Annotated in this window: 18 protein-coding genes; 9 read left to right on the top strand and 9 right to left on the bottom strand. The window is 70.9% G+C overall.

The window, feature by feature from the left end; translation table 11 throughout:
* Window positions 1-13: 13 nt before the first annotated feature.
* From FNF32_RS02455 to FNF32_RS02425, 7 genes are read left to right on the top strand one after another with little or no spacing between them, the layout of a single operon-like run.
* Window positions 14-610: an acyl-CoA dehydrogenase family protein gene (locus FNF32_RS02455; RefSeq protein WP_221930638.1), complete on the top strand. Its 597-nt coding sequence runs from the start codon at window positions 14-16 to the stop codon at window positions 608-610.
* Window positions 582-1,139, top strand: coding sequence for a hypothetical protein (locus FNF32_RS02450; RefSeq protein ID WP_185961826.1), 558 nt, complete (start codon window positions 582-584; stop codon window positions 1,137-1,139). Before FNF32_RS02455 ends, FNF32_RS02450 begins: the two co-directional genes overlap by 29 nt.
* Window positions 1,133-1,870, top strand: a complete 738-nt coding sequence (locus FNF32_RS02445; RefSeq protein WP_131675461.1) for a PIG-L deacetylase family protein — start codon at window positions 1,133-1,135, stop codon at window positions 1,868-1,870. The genes FNF32_RS02450 and FNF32_RS02445 overlap by 7 nt, the downstream gene beginning before the upstream one ends.
* On the top strand, window positions 1,867-2,469 hold the full coding sequence (locus tag FNF32_RS02440) for a class I SAM-dependent methyltransferase (RefSeq protein ID WP_131675462.1): 603 nt from the start codon (window positions 1,867-1,869) through the stop codon (window positions 2,467-2,469). The genes FNF32_RS02445 and FNF32_RS02440 overlap by 4 nt, the downstream gene beginning before the upstream one ends.
* Window positions 2,433-3,938 carry a glycosyltransferase family 2 protein gene (locus FNF32_RS02435; RefSeq protein ID WP_143796455.1) on the top strand — a complete coding sequence of 502 codons (1,506 nt, stop codon included), beginning with the start codon at window positions 2,433-2,435 and terminating at the stop codon, window positions 3,936-3,938. Before FNF32_RS02440 ends, FNF32_RS02435 begins: the two co-directional genes overlap by 37 nt.
* On the top strand, window positions 3,920-4,834 hold the full coding sequence (locus tag FNF32_RS02430) for a glycosyltransferase (protein WP_131674953.1): 915 nt from the start codon (window positions 3,920-3,922) through the stop codon (window positions 4,832-4,834). Before FNF32_RS02435 ends, FNF32_RS02430 begins: the two co-directional genes overlap by 19 nt.
* The gene (locus tag FNF32_RS02425) at window positions 4,831-5,895 is read left to right on the top strand and encodes a glycosyltransferase (RefSeq protein WP_185961825.1); all 1,065 of its coding nucleotides are present in this window, start codon (window positions 4,831-4,833) and stop codon (window positions 5,893-5,895) included. The genes FNF32_RS02430 and FNF32_RS02425 overlap by 4 nt, the downstream gene beginning before the upstream one ends.
* Here the strand turns inward: FNF32_RS02425 and wrbA are convergent.
* Window positions 5,847-6,446 (bottom strand): NAD(P)H:quinone oxidoreductase, encoded by a 600-nt coding sequence (gene wrbA, locus FNF32_RS02420; protein WP_131674951.1) that lies wholly within the window; start codon window positions 6,444-6,446, stop codon window positions 5,847-5,849. The two genes, FNF32_RS02425 and wrbA, sit on opposite strands and share 49 nt — an antisense overlap.
* 182 nt (window positions 6,447-6,628) lie before the next feature.
* On the opposite strand from wrbA, the gene aroQ reads away from it, so the two are divergent.
* Complete coding sequence (gene aroQ, locus FNF32_RS02415; RefSeq protein WP_131674950.1) at window positions 6,629-7,069, top strand: type II 3-dehydroquinate dehydratase; 441 nt, start codon at window positions 6,629-6,631, stop codon at window positions 7,067-7,069.
* Window positions 7,070-7,150: 81 nt separating this feature from the next.
* Here aroQ and rlmN read toward each other — a convergent pair whose 3' ends face one another.
* Together rlmN and FNF32_RS02405 are read right to left on the bottom strand one after the other, a co-directional pair.
* Window positions 7,151-8,383: a dual-specificity RNA methyltransferase RlmN gene (gene rlmN, locus FNF32_RS02410; RefSeq protein ID WP_131674949.1), complete on the bottom strand. Its 1,233-nt coding sequence runs from the start codon at window positions 8,381-8,383 to the stop codon at window positions 7,151-7,153.
* Between the two features lie 189 nt (window positions 8,384-8,572).
* A complete protein-coding gene (locus tag FNF32_RS02405; protein ID WP_131674948.1) occupies window positions 8,573-9,091 on the bottom strand; it encodes an invasion associated locus B family protein in 519 nt (172 codons plus the stop codon).
* Window positions 9,092-9,234: 143 nt separating this feature from the next.
* On the opposite strand from FNF32_RS02405, the gene FNF32_RS02400 reads away from it, so the two are divergent.
* Complete coding sequence (locus tag FNF32_RS02400) at window positions 9,235-10,221, top strand: asparaginase (RefSeq protein WP_131674947.1); 987 nt, start codon at window positions 9,235-9,237, stop codon at window positions 10,219-10,221.
* 54 nt (window positions 10,222-10,275) lie between these two features.
* Here the strand turns inward: FNF32_RS02400 and FNF32_RS02395 are convergent, their stop codons facing one another.
* From FNF32_RS02395 to serA, 6 genes are all read right to left on the bottom strand, one after another.
* Entirely contained in the window at window positions 10,276-11,049 is a 774-nt protein-coding gene (locus FNF32_RS02395) for a TSUP family transporter (RefSeq protein ID WP_131674946.1), read from the bottom strand.
* A 22-nt stretch (window positions 11,050-11,071) separates the two neighbouring features.
* Window positions 11,072-11,392, bottom strand: coding sequence for a heat shock protein HspQ (gene hspQ / locus FNF32_RS02390; protein WP_131674945.1), 321 nt, complete (start codon window positions 11,390-11,392; stop codon window positions 11,072-11,074).
* Window positions 11,393-11,570: 178 nt separating this feature from the next.
* Window positions 11,571-12,875 (bottom strand): MFS transporter, encoded by a 1,305-nt coding sequence (locus tag FNF32_RS02385; protein WP_131674944.1) that lies wholly within the window; start codon window positions 12,873-12,875, stop codon window positions 11,571-11,573.
* Between the two features lie 90 nt (window positions 12,876-12,965).
* Window positions 12,966-13,541, bottom strand: a complete 576-nt coding sequence (locus tag FNF32_RS02380) for a DUF2585 family protein (protein WP_131674943.1) — start codon at window positions 13,539-13,541, stop codon at window positions 12,966-12,968.
* Window positions 13,534-14,268, bottom strand: coding sequence for a metallophosphoesterase family protein (locus FNF32_RS02375; RefSeq protein ID WP_131674942.1), 735 nt, complete (start codon window positions 14,266-14,268; stop codon window positions 13,534-13,536). Before FNF32_RS02375 ends, FNF32_RS02380 begins: the two co-directional genes overlap by 8 nt.
* Window positions 14,269-14,359: 91 nt before the next feature.
* Window positions 14,360-15,967: a phosphoglycerate dehydrogenase gene (gene serA / locus FNF32_RS02370; RefSeq protein WP_131674941.1), complete on the bottom strand. Its 1,608-nt coding sequence runs from the start codon at window positions 15,965-15,967 to the stop codon at window positions 14,360-14,362.
* Between the last annotated feature and the right edge of the window lie 59 nt (window positions 15,968-16,026).

The raw sequence follows: 16,026 nt of genomic DNA, 5'->3' as shown, positions 1-16,026 counted from the left end.
GCCCGCCCTGCGCGTGCTGCCGCTGCTGCCCGCGATCCGCGCCGCCGCCGACGATCCGGGCGCCGCCGACCACGGGCCCGCGCGGGCCATCACGCTGCTGCGCGACGCGGGCCTGCTGGTCGCGGCGCTGCCCGAAGCTGCGGGCGGCGAAGGGGTCGGCACTTCACCCCACACCGCGCGCGACACCGCGACGCTGCTGCGCCGGCTCGGCCGCGCCGACCTGTCCGCCGCGCGCCTGTTCGAGGGGCATGTCAACGCCGTCAAGCTGATCGCCCTTCACGGCGGCGACGAGGTGCGCGGCCGCGCCTTCGATCTGGTCCGCGCGGGCGGCCTGCTGGGCGTATGGGGGGCCGACGACGGCGCGCCGGTGCAGCTGGACCGCGACGGGACGGGCGAGGGCGACGGGACCGGCAGGGCGGACGCCTGGGGGGCGTCTTGCCGGGGCCAAGCGTTACGCGTCGGGCCTCGGGCTTGTCGATGCGGCCATCGTCACCGTGACGGCGCCCGACGGGCCGCGCATGGTGCTGGTCGATGCCCGCGACACGGGCCGCCAGCACCCGGAACGCTGGACCGCGACCGCCATGCGCGCCACCCGCTCGGGCGTCCATGACCTGACCGGGATAAAGGTCGCGGCGGCCGACCTGATCGGACCGCCGGGCGCGCTGTCCACCGAACCGTGGTTCGAGGGGGGGATCTGGCGCTATGCCGCCGCTCATGTCGGCGGGGCCGAGGCGCTGGTGCAGGCGACGCTGGACCTGCTGGCAGCATCGGGGCGCGCGGGCGACCCGCACCAGGCGGCGCGGCTGGGCCGGGCGCTGGCGCTGACCGACTCCGCCCGCCGCATGGTCGATGCCTGCGCGGTGCTGGTCGAAACCGCTGATCCATCCGACCACGCCGCCACCGACCGCGCCGTGTCCCACGCGCTTTTGACCCGCGCGCTGGTCGAGGATGCTTGCGTCGAGGTGCTGGCGCTGGCCGAACGCGCGCTGGGGATGATCGCCCACGATGCCGCAGCCCCCGTGGACCGGATCCGGCGCGACCTGTCGCTGTATCTTCGCCAGGCCGCCCCCGACGGCAAGCTGATGCGGGCCGTGGCGACGCTCGTCGATGCCCGCGCCGAGGTGGGCGAGACATGGTGACGCCGCTCGCCCATGGCCGCCTGCTGGTGCAGGCGGACAGCGCGCCGGTCGTGGGGATCGAGGCGCTGTGCGGCGGCGCGCCGGGCGGGGTGCTGGCGCTGGTGCCGCACCCCGACGACGAAAGCCTTGCCATGGGCGCGGCCATCGCCACCGCCGCGCGCGCGGGCCGCCCGGTCGCGGTCGCCTGCGTCACAACCGGCAACCGGTCCCACCGTTCGACCCGCTGCCCGCCCGACCGGCTTGCGCGCCTGCGGCGAAGGGAGCTGCGGATCGCCTCGGCCCATCTGGGCGCGACCTGCGTGATCTGGCTCGGTCACGACGACCAGCGCGCGCCGCCCCGGTTCGACGACGCCGACAGCGCCACCCTGCGCGCCGCCTGCGACCGGCTGGGCGTCGGCGCGGTCTGGACCTGCTGGCGCGGCGATCCCCATTCCGATCACAACGCGGTCGCGCAGGCGGCGGACGATTTCTGCGCCCGCGCTGGGCTGCCGCCGCCGGTCGAGGCGCCGGTCTGGGGCCGCTTCATCGACACCGCCCCGGTCGCGGTGCGGCTGGTCCGCCTTGCGCCGTCGCCCGTGGCCGCCCGCGCCAAGGGCCGCGCCATCGCCGCGCATCGCAGCCAGATGACGCGGCTGATCCCCGACGACCCGGACGGCTTCGTCATGGACCCGGCCACCCAGGCCCATTTCCGCGACGGGGACGAGCTGTTCCTGCTGCCGGGGCCGCCATGACCGGCAAGCCGCACGACAGGCGCGCCCGGTTCGAGGCGATGTTCGCCGCCGACCCCGACCCGTGGGGGTTTCGCACCCGCGCCTCGGAACAAGCCAAGTTCCGCGCCACCCGCGATGCGCTGGCGGGCCGCCGCTATGCGCGCGGGATCGAGGTCGGCTGCGCGAACGGCGAGCTGACGGGTTTCCTTGCGCCGCAATGCCGCCGTCTCGACGCGCTCGACGTGGCGCAGTCGGCGCTGGATCTGGCCCGCGCGCATGTGGACGCGCAGGGGCACGGGAACGGCGTCCGCTTTCGGCAGGCCGAGGTGCCGCGCGACTGGCCGGACGGGCCGGCCGACCTGATCGTGCTGTCCGAGGTGCTGTATTTTCTGACCCCGGACGAACTCGGCACCCTCGCCACCCGCATCGCCGGCACGCTGGAGCCGGGTGGCGACCTGCTGGTCGTGAACTTCACCGGCCCGACCGAGGAGCCGCTGAGCGGCCGGCAGGCGGCCGACCGGCTGTGCGCCGCGCTGTCGGCGCAGGTGGCCATGACCGGCATGCTGGAACGCACCGGCCCGACATGGAGGCTGCAGCTGCTGCGGCGCGCCGCCGGATGAGGGGCGCTTGGGCGCAGGCCGTCTGGCCGATCACGGTGCAGGTCGCGGCTGCGGCGGCGCTGGTCGCCTGCCTCGCTGCGCTGCCCGGCACCGGCGCGCTGGCGGTCCTGGCGCTGTCGGTGGCGAGCCTTGGGCTGCGCTTCGTGCCCTCAAGAACGCCGACCGCCGCCCCTGCCGCGCCGGTGCAGGCGGCGACGGAGCCGGTGTTTTCCGTCCACGTGCCGATCCATGCCGAGCCGCCGGGCCTTGTCTGCGCGACGCTGGCGGCGCTCGCGGCCCAGACCCGCCCGGCGCGGCAGGTGGTGGTGGTGGACAACAACACCGCCGATCCGGCGCTGTGGCAGCCCGTGCGGGACTGGTGCGCGGGGCGCGCGGGGTTCGACTTCATCCACGCGATGGGGGTTGCGAACGCCAAGGCGGGGGCGCTGGACATCGCGTTGGCGGCGACCTATCCGGCCGCGACCCATGTCGTTCTGGTCGATGCCGATTACGCCGCCGACCCCGACCTGCTGGCCGACGCCGCCGCCCGGCTGCGGGCCGACCCGACCCTTGCCGCGCTGCAATACCCGCAGGCCTACGCGGGCGAAAGCGAGGTGCCGGGCCTTGCCGCGGACTATGCCCGCTTCTTCGCGGTGGACGCGCCGCGCGCCGACCGCGCGGGCGCGATGCTGCTGACCGGGACGCTGTCGGTCATCGCCCGCGATGCGCTGGACGCGGGCTGGGGCACGCGCTCGATCACCGAGGACGCCGAGATGGGGCTGCGGCTTCTGGAACGCGGCGGCCGGGTGCGGTTCGTGCCGCGCGCGAGCGGGCGCGGGCTGATGCCGATGAGCCTTGAAGGGCTGGTCGCGCAGCGGCGGCGCTGGGTGGTCGGCAACCTGCAGGTGGCGCGGATGCTGGCGCGGTCGCCGCTGGATGGCGCGCGGAAGCTCGCGGTCCTGCGCCAGCTGCTGGCGTGGCACGGCTGGCTGCTGCTGCCGGTGGCGGGGCTGGCGGCGTCGGCCCTTGTGGGGGCAGGGGGCACGTCCGGGGCCGCGGGCCTCGCGCGCGCAAGCGCGGCCGCGCTGGCGGTCGAGGTTGCGGTCGTTGCCCTGCGCGCGGCCCGCTCGCCCGCGCCGCTCGCCGCCGCCGCCGCTGGCTGGGCGCTGGCGTGGACCGGATCGCTGGCGCCGTTGCAGGCGCTCGGCCGCGCCCCGCGTTTCGAGCGCACGGCCAAGTTCGCCGCCGCCGCCGTGCCCGCCCCGTTCGCCCCCGCGACCCTGCACGGCGTCGTGGTGCCGGTTCCGCTGAACGCCCCCCTGATCCTTGGCGGCGCGCTGTTCGCCGCAGCCCTGTTGCAGCGCGCCCCGGCCCTTGCCTGCGGCGCGGCGCTGGTCGCGCTGGTCGCCCCCGCCACCCGCGCGCTGGAACGCGAGATCGCCCGCCACGCCGCCGCCAGACGAGAAGGCCCATGCACGCAGCCGTCGTGATCCCCACGCTGAACCGCCCCGCCCAGACCCGCGCCGCCGTCCGCGCGGCGCTGGACCAAAGCCACCCCGACCTGTCGGTGGTGGTGGTGGACGACGGCTCGACCGACGACACGGTGGCGGCGCTCGGGCCGCTCAGGGACGATCCGCGGCTGACGGTGATCGCGCTGGCGCGGAACATGGGCACGGCGCAGGCCAAGAACGCGGCGCTGGCGCTGTTTCCCGCCGACGCCTACAGCTTTCACGACAGCGACGACCGCCCCGACCCCGACAAGATCCTGCGGCAGGTGCGGCGGCTGGCGCGCGCCGTGGACCCCGATCCGGGGCTGGACTGGGGCCTGACCCCCCATCGCGCGGGCACGCCGGCCGAGGTCGCTGTGGCGCTGACCGCGCACCGCTTCATCCGCGCGGACGGGTCGGTCATGGTCGTAGACCGGGCGCTGAGCCTGATCGACGACTTCTTTCCTCATCTGCAGGTCGATGACAGCGCGCCGGGCGACTGGATCCTCGTGAACTCCGCCCTGTTCCGCGCCCGGCTGTTCGCCGATCACGGCGGCTTCCACCCGGGCGTCGAGGAGGATCGCGAGATCCGCAACCGCCTCATCATGGCGGGCGAGATCATGTCGCTGATCCGCGCGCCGCTGCTGACCAAGATCGAATGTGCCGACAGCCTGACGGTCAGGGCGGGCAGCGACTACGCCAGCGCCGCCCGCGCCGCCGACCGGGCCGAGGTGCAGGCGCGGCTTGCCCGCTGGCGCCGCACGGGCGAGGTCGCGCGCCAGCCGATCGACCTGGCCGACCTTGCGCTCGCCCCCGGCAGCGATGCCGGGCGCCTGCGCGTGACCGGCGCGCTGATGACCGACGCCACGCGGGCGCATCTGGGCCGCCTTGTTCCATGAGGCTGCGGCTGATCGACGGCCACTGCCCCTGGCCCTATGCGCCCGGCGATCTTCTGACCCGCGCGATGGGCGGCACCGAGGCGAGCGTCCTGCATCTGGCCGAGGGGCTGGCCGCGCGCGGGGTCGAGGTGATCGTGCACCAGCACAACCGCACGGCCGTCGCGCGGCACGGCGCGACCTATGCGCCGCTGGGCGATCCGGGCGCGGTCGCCGATGCCGACCCGCAGGCGCGGGTGATCGTGGTGAACGCGGCCAAGATCGCGCTTCTTTGGGCGCGCAGGCAGCCTTGCGCGCGGGTGCTGCTGTGGCGGCACAACTTCGTCGGCGCGCGCACGGCGGCGCTGGGGCCCGCGCTTTCGCAGGCGGGGGTGCGGGTCGTGTGCGTGTCGCGCTTTCACGCGGACCACACGGCCGGGCGGATGCGCGCGAAGCACCCGGCGCTGCCCGCGATCGGGGTGATCGCGAACCCGGTCGTGACCTACGATCCCGGCCCGGTGGCGGTGGACCCGGACCGGCTGATCTTCGCAAGCTCGCCGCACAAGCGGCTGGCGGATTGCCTCGCGCGGTTCCAGGCCGTGCGGCGGATCGTTCCGGGACTGCGCCTGTCGGTCTGCAACCCCGGCTACAAGCCCGACGCGTGCGCCGGCGACGACGGGGTGGACAGCATGGGCGCGCTGCCGCGCCCGGCGCTGCACCGCCATCTCGCGGGCGCGCTGGCGCTGTTTCACGCCCAGGACTTCCCCGAGACGTTCGGGCTGGTCTTCGCCGAATCGATGGCGCTGGGAACCCCCGTGTTGGCCCCGCCCGTGGCGGCCGCGCCCGAGGTCATCGGCGACCCGCGCCAATGCGCGCCGATCGACCCGGCCCAAGTGCTGGCCGCGCGGATCGAGGCCTGGCGCGCGGGCGGCCGACCGCGCCCCGTGGCCAACCCCGACTTCGCGCTGCCCGCCGTGCTGTCGCGCTGGCAGGCGGCGCTGGACGCCCCCGGTGCCGGGGACGCCCCGGCGGACGCTCAGCCGAAGATTTTGGCCGCGACCTCGGCCACCCGGCGGCCCTGGTAGCGGGCGCCGCCCAGCTCATCCTCGGACGGCATCCGGCTGCCGTCGCTGTCGGTCACGGTCGATGCGCCGTAGGGCGAGCCGCCGCGCACCGTGTCCACGCCCGACTGCCCGGCATAGCCGTAGTCGAGGCCGACGATGGTCAGGCCGAAATGCATTAGGTTGTGGATCATCGACAGGATCGTCAGCTCGTTCCCGCCATGCTGCGTCGCGGTCGAGGTGAACGCGCCGCCCACCTTGCCGTTCAGCGCGCCCGTGGCCCACAGGCCGCCAGCCATGTCCCAGAACGCCGCCATCTGCGACGGCAGGCGGCCGAAGCGGGTGCCCGCGCCGACGATGATCGCGTCGTAGTCCTTCAGCTCGTCCACCGTGGCGATGGGCGCGCGCTGGTCCATCTTGTAGCCCGACTTGCGGGCAAGGTCCTCGGGCACGGTTTCGGGCACGCGGCGGATGTCCACGGTCGCGCCGGCGCTGCGCGCGCCTTCGGCCACGGCCTCGGCCATCGCTTCGATATGCCCGTAGGTGGAGTGATACAGAACCAGGACCTTGGCCATGGGGCTTCCTTTCGTGGGGTGGATAGGGGTTTAACGTCCGGTCCTGATCTAGCGGTTCCTGGCCCTTCGCATAACTGCTGCGGAATGAATGCAGATGTTCAGCTTCGTCGAACGGTCGTGACGGCTGGCCCGGCGCGCCGAAGCGTTGCATGATCGGCCCAAGACCCCATGCAGGAACGCCCATGCCCCGCCAGATCCTCGTTTTGAACGGCCCCAACCTGAACCTGCTGGGCCAGCGCCAACCCGAGGTCTATGGCCGCGAGACGCTGGCCGATGTCGAACGCGCCTGCACCGCGCTGGCGGACGAGCTGGGTGTCGCGGTCGAGTTCCGGCAGTCGAACCACGAGGGGCAGCTGATCGACTGGATCCACGCGGCGCGGGGGACAGCCGCCGGCATCGTCGTCAACCCGGCCGCCTATACCCACACCTCTGTCGCGCTGCTTGACGCGCTGTCGGCCTTTGACGGACCGGTGATCGAGGTCCACATCTCGAACATCCACAAGCGCGAGGATTTCCGCCATCATTCCTTCGTCAGCCTGCGCGCGGACGGGGTGATCGCGGGCTGCGGGACCGAAGGCTACCTGCTGGCACTTCGGCGGGTCGCGTCTTTGACGCGCGGATGAGGTCGCGTCTTCGACGCGCGGATGAGGTCGCGTCAATGACGCGCGGGTGAGGTCACGCGCTGACGCGCGGAGCGCGGCGGCTTACAGCCCCGCTTCCGACGCCACCTCGGCGCGCGACTTGCGGCCGCGTTCGGTCGCCGACTTCAGCTGCCCGCAGGCGGCCATGATGTCCTCGCCCCGCGGGGTGCGGATCGGGGAGGCGTAGCCCGCCTTGTAGATGATGTCGGCGAACTGCTCGATCCGGTCCCAGGATGAGCGGCGATAGGGCGCGCCGGGCCATTCGTTGAACGGGATCAGGTTGATCTTGGCGGGGATGCCGCGGATCAGCTTCACCAGACGCCGCGCGTCGTCGTCGCTGTCGTTCACGCCGTCCAGCATGACGTATTCAAAGGTGATCCGCTCGCTGTTGGACAGCCGGGGATATTCGCGCAGCGCGTCCAGAAGCGTGGCGAGGTTCCATTTCCTGTTGATCGGCACCAGCCTGTCGCGCACCTCGTCGGTGGTGGCGTGGAAGCTGATCGCGAGCTGGCAGCCGATTTCCTCGGCGGTGCGGGCGATTTCCGGCACGACGCCGCTGGTCGACAGCGTGATCCGGCGCCGCGACAGGGTCAGCCCCTCGTGGTCCATCACCACCTTCATCGCGTCGCGCACGTTGTCGAAGTTGTAAAGCGGCTCGCCCATGCCCATCAGGACAAGGTTGCTGACCAGCCGCGTCTCGTCCTTGGGCGCGCCCTGTTCGGGCCATTCGCCGAGGTCGTCGCGCGCGACCAGCAGCTGGCCCACGATCTCGCCCGCCGTCAGGTTGCGGACCAGCTTCTGGGTGCCGGTGTGGCAGAAGGTGCAGGTCAGCGTGCAGCCGACCTGCGAACTGACGCACAGCGTGCCGCGCCCTTCCTCGGGGATGTAGACCGTTTCGACCTCGTGCCCGCCCGCGATCCGCAGCAGGTACTTGCGGGTCCCGTCCTCGCTGACCTGCCGCGTCACGATCTCGGGCAGGGCGATCTGGAACCTTTCGGCCAGCATCGCGCGGTAGTCCTTGGCGAGGTTGGTCATCTGCGCGAAGTCGCGCACGCCCCAGTGATAGACCCAACTCCAGACCTGGCCCACGCGCATCCTGGCCTGCTTTTCGGGCGTGCCCGCCGCGATCAGCGCGTCGCGCAACTGCTCGCGCGTCAGACCGACGATGTTGACCTTGTCCGACGCGGGCAGCTTGCGCGGGATCGTCAGCACGTCCTGCACGACTGGCGCCCGCCCGGCGGGGGCGGCGGCCAGAGGCGCGGGGGCGATCCGATCGGGGCTGTCAAAGGCGTTCATGGGCGCGGTCCGGGTCGATTGCGGGCGATCCGTGCGCTTGCGGGCGCATCGGGGCAGGCTGGGGCAGAACGATGAAAGCCGCCCTAATATGGGGCGGCTTTGCACGGATCAACAGGAAAAACCGGAAAATCGGCCAAAAGCGGGCCCGAAGGCGAGCGCGAGGCCGCGCCCTGACCCGTCCGGCCCGCCTTACTTGCAGGTATCGCGCGCCTTGTTCGTAGCGGCGGTCACGCCCGACAGCGAGAACGTGTCGGAGGTGTTGGTGCCGCGGGCCGAACGCCCGGTCACCACCGCGCTCGACCCGCCGCGCAGGGCGGCGACAAGGCGGCTGTCCTCCTCGGGCGAGCCGGCCCAGGCGTTCTCACCCTCGGTGAACAGGCGGAACTTGGTGCCGCCGACGTCAACCTCGACCGTGCTGTCGGGGGCGAAGGGATAGCCGCCCTGGAACGAGACCTCGCCGTTCTGGCCGGGGCGATAGGCGATATACAGGCGGATGTCGCTGCGCGTGACCTCGACTTCCTTGCCGTCCTGGGTGTTCTTGGTCGACTTGGGCGGCGACACCGCCCAGCATTCCTTGGGGTCGTCACCGCCGAAGGCCGACCAGTCGCCCTCGCTTCCCAGCAGCCGCGATTCGGCCGCGAAGGCGGGCGCGGCAAGCGCCGCCATCAGGGCGGCCACTGCGACGCCGCGGATCGAAAGGATGGTCATGCTCGAGCCTCCTGCTTGGTCCCCGTTTCGGGGTTGTCCGATTGAATGGTGTAAGTCACACCGGCAGCGGAAAGATAACCAAAAACCCCGCGCGGCGAAAACCCCGTGCAGGAACAATCGCGCAATTGTCAAAGGAGCCGCCGATGGCGACCGTGGACCTGATCGAGCTGTGGCGTGGCGGGATGCTGGAAAGCGTCCATCGCGGGCATGCCGTCGTCTGGGACGCGGGCGGGATGGTGGCGTCGTGGGGCGACCCGGACGCGGTCATCTTTCCACGCTCGTCGTGCAAGATGATCCAGGCCCTGCCGCTGATCGAAAGCGGGGCGGCCGACGCGGCGCGGCTGGGGACCGAGCATCTGGCGCTCGCCTGCGCGTCCCACAGCGGGGCCGCGATCCACGTGACGCGGGTCGAGGCGTGGCTGAAGGGGCTGGGGATGTCGGATGACGACCTGCGCTGCGGCGTCCACATGCCGCAGGACAAGGACGAACATGCCCGTCTGACCTGTTCCGGCACCGCGCCCTGCCAGGTCCACAACAACTGCTCGGGCAAGCACGCGGGGTTCCTTACGCTGAACCGGCACATGGGGGGCGACGCGGAATACGTGCTGCCCGACCACCCGCTGCAACGCGCCATCCGCCAGGCGTTCGAGGAGGTGACGGACGAACCCTCGCCCGGTTACGGGATCGACGGCTGCTCGGCCCCGAACTTCGCCACCTCGGTCAAGGGGCTGGCGCGGGCGATGGCCGCGTTCGCCAACCCGCAGGGCGGCGCGCGGGGCGACGCGATGCGGCGGCTGGTCGCGGCGATGGTGGCGCATCCGGACCTGGTCGCGGGCGAGACGCGGGCCTGCACCGACCTGATGCGGGCGATGGGCGGGCGGGTCGCGGTCAAGACCGGGGCCGAGGCGGTGTTCGTGGCGATCGCGCCGGAACGGGGCCTGGGCATCGCGCTGAAGATCGCGGACGGCGGCACCCGCGCGTCCGAGGCGGCGATCACCGCGCTTCTGATCGACGCGGGCCTTCTGGATGCTGACCACCCGGTCGCGCGCCGCCTGCTGACCGCGCCGCTGACGAACTGGCGCGGGCTGGAAGTGGCCGAGCTTCGGACCGCGGCCGGATTTCCGGTCTGAGATCAGGGGCAGGGCGGGGCGGGGCAGGGCGCGGCCCTGCCTATGCCCGCCGCGTCACATCATCTGCCACAAGAGCCGCAGCGCCAGCGCGGTCGAGGTCACGACCAGCAGCGGCTTGATGACCCGCGCGCCGACCCGCATCGCCATCCGCGACCCCAGTGCCGCGCCCAGCATCTGCCCCGGCACCATCGCCAGACCGACCAGCCACAAGGGATGCCCGCTCAGCGCGAATACGCAAAGCCCGCCCAGGTTCGATGAAAAGTTCAGAAGCTTGGTGTGCGCGGTCGCCTTGAGGATCCCGTACCCCGCCAGCATCACGAACCCCAGCATGTAGAACGCGCCCGCGCCCGGCCCGATCAGCCCGTCATAGAACCCCACGGCGGGCACCAGCGTCAGCGCGAAGATCGCTTGGCGCATACGCCGCGCCCGGTCGGCGTCGTCCAACCCCTTGCGGAACGCGAAGAAGGCGGCGATCCCCAGCAGGATCACCGGCAGCACCACCCGCAGCGCCTGGGTGGGCAGCCACGTGACCAGCGCGGCGCCGGCAGCGCCCGCGGCAAAGGCGATCAGCGCCGTGCCCCATTGCTGGCGCAGGTCCACGAGCCCGCTGCGGGCATAGGACACCGCCGCCGTGCCCGCGCCGAAGCTGCCCTGCACCTTGTTGGTGGCCAGCGCCTGGTCGGGCGGCAGACCCGCCAGCATCAGCGCGGGCACGGTGATCAGCCCGCCGCCGCCGGCGATGGCGTCGATGAAGCCGGCCGCGAACGCGGTCGCGGCAAGGACGGCTATGGCCCCGACGCCAAGTTCGATGACGCCAGGCTCGATCATGGGAAAACCGGAAGGAAGGGGATCAATTCAGGCCGTGCTGGGGCGGGTAGCGGCCGTCCTGGAACTCGCCGAAGATCTCGATCAGCTCGGGGTGTTCCAGCGGCTCGCCCGACGGGTCGGGGACGAGGTTCTGTTCCGAGACGTAGGCCACGTAATAGCTGACCTCGGTTTCGGCATAGAGATGATAATAGGGCTGGTCCTTGGACGGGCGCACATCCTCGGGAATGGACTGGTACCATTCCTCGGTGTTGCCGAACTCGGCATCGACATCGAAGACCACGCCCCGGAACGGATGGTTCCGGTGCCGGACGACCTGGCCGATGTTGTACTTCGCGCAGCGCATTCAGCATTTCCGTCTGACCACGTCGGGGATGTAACGGCCGCACCCCGAAAAGTCTATTGCCGGAGCGCCCGACGCGGGCCAAGTTGACCGGAGTTTGATCAAAACATGACGGGTCGGCGACCGCCGTCCTGCCGCTCTGCACCCGTTCCGCCCCGGCCGCCCGCCTCAGTCGCCCGCCTCAGTCGTGGCGGAAGAACCCGTGCCGGCGGTTGTCGCGCATGAACACGACCGCGAGCAGGCACACCACCGCCATGCCGGTCACATAGACCGGGAACCACCCCTCGTGCCCGCGATCCTTCAGCGACAGGGCCACGAACTCGGCGCTGCCGCCGAACAGCGCGTTGCCGATGGCGTAGATGAAGCCGGTGGCGAGCGCGCGCACCTCGGTCGGGAACATCTCGGCCTTCAATACGCCCGCGATCGAGGTGTAGAACGACAGGATCATCATCACGCCGGTCAGGCACAGCGTCGCCATCTGCGGCGACTGGTTCGCGCCGAGGAACCGGTAGGCGGGCACGATCACCAGCATCATTCCGATCGAAAAGATGAACATCGACGCCTTGCGCCCAATCCGGTCCGACAGCGCCCCGACGACGGGCTGCGCGCACATGAAGATCAGCAGGCACACCGTCATGATGTTCGACGCCGTGGCCTTGGTCATGCCCGCCGTGTTGATGAGGTATTTCTGCATGTAGGTCGTGAACGAATAGAACACGAGCGACCCGAAGCAGGTGATCCCCAGCACCACCAGCACCGACCGCTTGTGCCGCAGGACGCCGCGCAGCGTGCCCGCGTGTTCGGCGGTTTTCGCGGCGTCCGGCTGGGTTTCCGTCAGCGACCGGCGCAGCCAAAGCGAGATCAGCCCCAGCGCCGCGCCGATGACGAAGGCATAGCGCCAGCCGCCGGCCGTCAGCTGCTCGGACGTCATGAACAGCTGCATCACCGTCGCCAGCAGCGACGCGAGCAGCTGCCCGCCGATCAGCGTCACGTACTGGAACGAGGAATAGAAACCCCGCCGCCCGCGCTGCGCCACCTCGGACATGTAGGTGGCGGTGGCGCCGTATTCGCCGCCCACCGAAAACGCCTGCAGGCAGCGCACCAGCAGCATCAGCACCGGCGCGACCGCCCCCGCCTGGGCCGAGGTCGGCAGCACCGCCATCAAGAGCGACCCGATCGACATCAGCGTGACCGACGTCACCATCGAGGTCTTGCGCCCGTAGCGGTCCGCAATCCGCCCGAAGACATAGCCGCCCAGGGGCCGCATCAGGAACGACAGCAGGATCACCCCCGCAGCGCCCAGGAACGCCTGCGTCTGGTTGCCGCTGAAGAATTGCTGCGCGAAATAGACCGAGAAGAAGGCATACAGGTAGAAGTCGAACCACTCGACCAGGTTGCCGCTGGACGCGATGAGGATCTTCCTGACCGTCTCGCCGGTGGTGGGGTTGTGGTCCGGGTGGTCGGGATGATCCGCAGCGACAGCCATTTTCGCGCCCTTGTTGTTGCGCGCGGAACTTGATCCGGCGTCGCGGCTTTGTCGAGGGGCGTCGGGCGCGCGCGCTCGGCCGCCCGTTTTTCAGGCGCCCGCCTGCCAGTGCCGGATCACGTCGAGCGGCGCGGTGACCATCAGCACGCTGAGCAAAAGCCCGTCCCGCGCCATCCACAGCGTCAGCGCCTCGACCGCGACGAAAAGCGCGGCGCTGCCCCAGACCGGCAGGGTCGCGGCAAGGGCAAAGCCCGCCAGCGCCGCCAGCGTGTCGCCAAGCGCGTTCAGCACCGAATCGCCGGTGTAGTTCACGGACACGGTCACGTCGCGGTAACGGTCGATCAGGAAGGGGGTGTTCTCGCCGATCTCCCACCCGGCGGCGATCATCGCCGTGACGACAAGGCGCTTTCGCAGCGACCATTCGGGCAGCAGCATCCGCATCGCGCCAAAGACGAGCATCCCGAACAGCAGGTGCGAGAACGAATACCAGTCCAGCAGATGCTGGGAGTTCTGGGCCGTCATGACCTCGCCGTACCACAGCCGGACCTGCCCGCAGGGGCAGATGAAGCTGTGGCCCATCGCGCGCAGCACCAGCGCCGTGACGGCGAGGATAAGCAGCACAAGCGCAAGCGCGCGGCCCGGCGTCCGGCTGAGACGTTCAAGCATTCTTCGGCGGCGCCACGGGCTTGGGGCCCTTGTCGGTCAGAAGCCAGACCCCGTCCTCGTCCAGCCGCACCCCGCTGACCGGACCGCCATGCGCGGCCCCGGTGTCGATGTCGAGCCGGTTGCCCTTATGCTGGATTTTCTTCACCGGCGTATGCCCGTGGACGACCAGCACGCCGTGGTCGCTCGTGTCGTCGAGAAAGGGTTTGCGCAGCCACAGCAGGTCGTCCTCGACCTGCGCGCGCAGATCGACGCCGGGGCGGATGCCGGCGTGGACGAACAGCGCGCGCGGCGTCAGGTGCCAGATCGGCAGCCCGTCGAGCCAGCGTGCGTGATCGGCCGGAACCTTTGCCAGCGCCTCGGCGTGAACCTCGTCCATGGGGCGGGTCTCGGCGTCCTCGATCCCGTAGGACGCCAGCGCCGCGCCCGCGCCCACGTCCCGCCGCGTCCACGGCTTGCGGTCGGCCGCGCGCGGATCGACCCAGTGCGGATCGCGCAGAAAGTTCGGCAGCGCCCGGTCGTGGTTGCCCTTGACGACCACCCAGTCGCGGCCCGCGGCCTGCCCTTCCATCAGGAAGCGCACCACGCCCGCGCTGTCGGGCCCGCGGTCGATCAGGTCGCCCACGTGGACGACCTGCGCGCCCGCGCCGCCGTCACGCTCGATCAGGTCGTGGACGCCCCGCAACATGTCGAGCTGCCCGTGCACGTCCCCGATCGCATAGATCTGCATCTGCCCCGCCCGTCCTTCGCCGCCCGCACTTCGCCTTTTGCCCCGGCCAACGGATCGGCCGGGGCGGGGGTTCCTTTCGGACGCGCGGCCCTCAGACCTCGAAATGCAGCGCGCGCACCTGCTCGAACTTGCCGGTGGCGAGCAGCGCCTGCCGCACGTCCTCGCGCAGCGGCTCGTCCAGATAGGTGATGGCGATGGCGTCGCCCCCGCCCTCGACCCGGCCAAGGGTAAAGTTCGCCATGTTGACGCCCATGCCCCCCAGCGTCACGCCCAGCGTCCCGATCACGCCCGGCACGTCGCGGTTACGGGTGTACATCATGTGGTTGCCGATCTCGGCATCGACGTTGATCCCGCGGATCTGGATGAAGCGCGGCTTGTGGTCGCTGAAGACCGTGCCCGCGATCGCGCGTTCCCGGTCGCCCGATACCATCGTGACCTTGATATAGCCGTCATAGACCCCGGCCTTGTCCTGCGTCGTGGTGGCGATCTGGATGCCGCGTTCCCTGGCCACGACCGGGGCCGACACCATGTTCACGTCCGGGTTCGCGGCCTTCATCACGCCCGCGATCACCGCCGCGTTGAGCGCGTTCAGGTTCATCCCCGCCGCGACCCCGTCGTAAAGGATGTTGATGGCCTTGATCGGTTCTTCCGTGGTCTGGCCGACGAAGGCGCCCAGATGCGCGGCAAGCTTGATCCACGGTCCCATCACGGCCGCTTCCTCGGCGGTGACGGACGGCATGTTCAGCGCGTTCTGCACCGCCCCGGTCAGCAGATAGTCGGCCATCTGCTCGGCCACCTGCAGGGCCACGTTCTCCTGCGCCTCGGTGGTGGAGGCGCCCAGATGCGGCGTCACGACGACGTTGGGCAGGTTGAACAGCGGGCTTTCGGTCGCGGGCTCGGTCGCGAACACGTCGAGCGCGGCGCCCGCCACGTGGCCGGACTTGAGCGCGGCGGCCAGCGCCTCCTCGTCGATCAGCCCGCCGCGGGCGGCGTTGACGATGCGGACGCCGGGCTTGGTCTTGGCCAGGTTTTCCGCCGACAGGATGTTGCGGGTCTTGTCGGTCAGGGGCACGTGCAGGCTGATGAAGTCGGCGCGCCGCAGCAGCTCGTCCAGCTCGACTTTGGTCACGCCGATCTTCTCGGCCCGTTCTTCCGACAGGAACGGGTCGTAGGCCACGATCTTCATCCGCAGCCCCAGCGCCCGGTCGGCCACGATCGAACCGATGTTGCCCGCCCCGATCAGCCCCAGCGTCTTGTTGAAAAGCTCGACCCCCATGAAGCGGTTCTTTTCCCACTTGCCGGCATGGGTGGACACCGACGCCTCGGGCAGCTGCCGCGCGACCGCGAACATCAGCGCGATGGCGTGTTCGGCGGTGGTGACGCTGTTGCCGAAGGGCGTGTTCATCACGATCACGCCCTTGCGGGATGCGGCCGGAATATCGACGTTGTCCACCCCGATCCCGGCCCGCGCCACGACCTTCAGCCGGGCGGCGCCGTCGAGCAGCTTTTCGGTGACCTTGGTCGCCGACCGGATCGCGAGCCCGTCATAGCCGCCGATGATCTCGGCCAGCTTTTCCTTGTCCTTGCCCAGATCGGGCATGTAGTCGACCTCGATCCCGCGGTCGCGGAAGATCTGGACGGCGGTCTCGCTCAGCGCGTCGGAAACGAGGACCCTGGGTGCGGTGGTCTGTTGTGGCATGTGTGTTCTCCTCGACGGCAGGGCGCGCGCGGCGCTCGGCTGCGGTCATCTTCTGTCTG

This window comes from Paracoccus marinus, assembly GCF_007018965.1.
Classification (GTDB): Bacteria; Pseudomonadota; Alphaproteobacteria; order Rhodobacterales; family Rhodobacteraceae; genus Paracoccus; species Paracoccus marinus.
The sequence above is the reverse complement of the archived record's forward strand: the minus strand, read 5'-3'. Positions and strand labels throughout refer to the sequence as shown.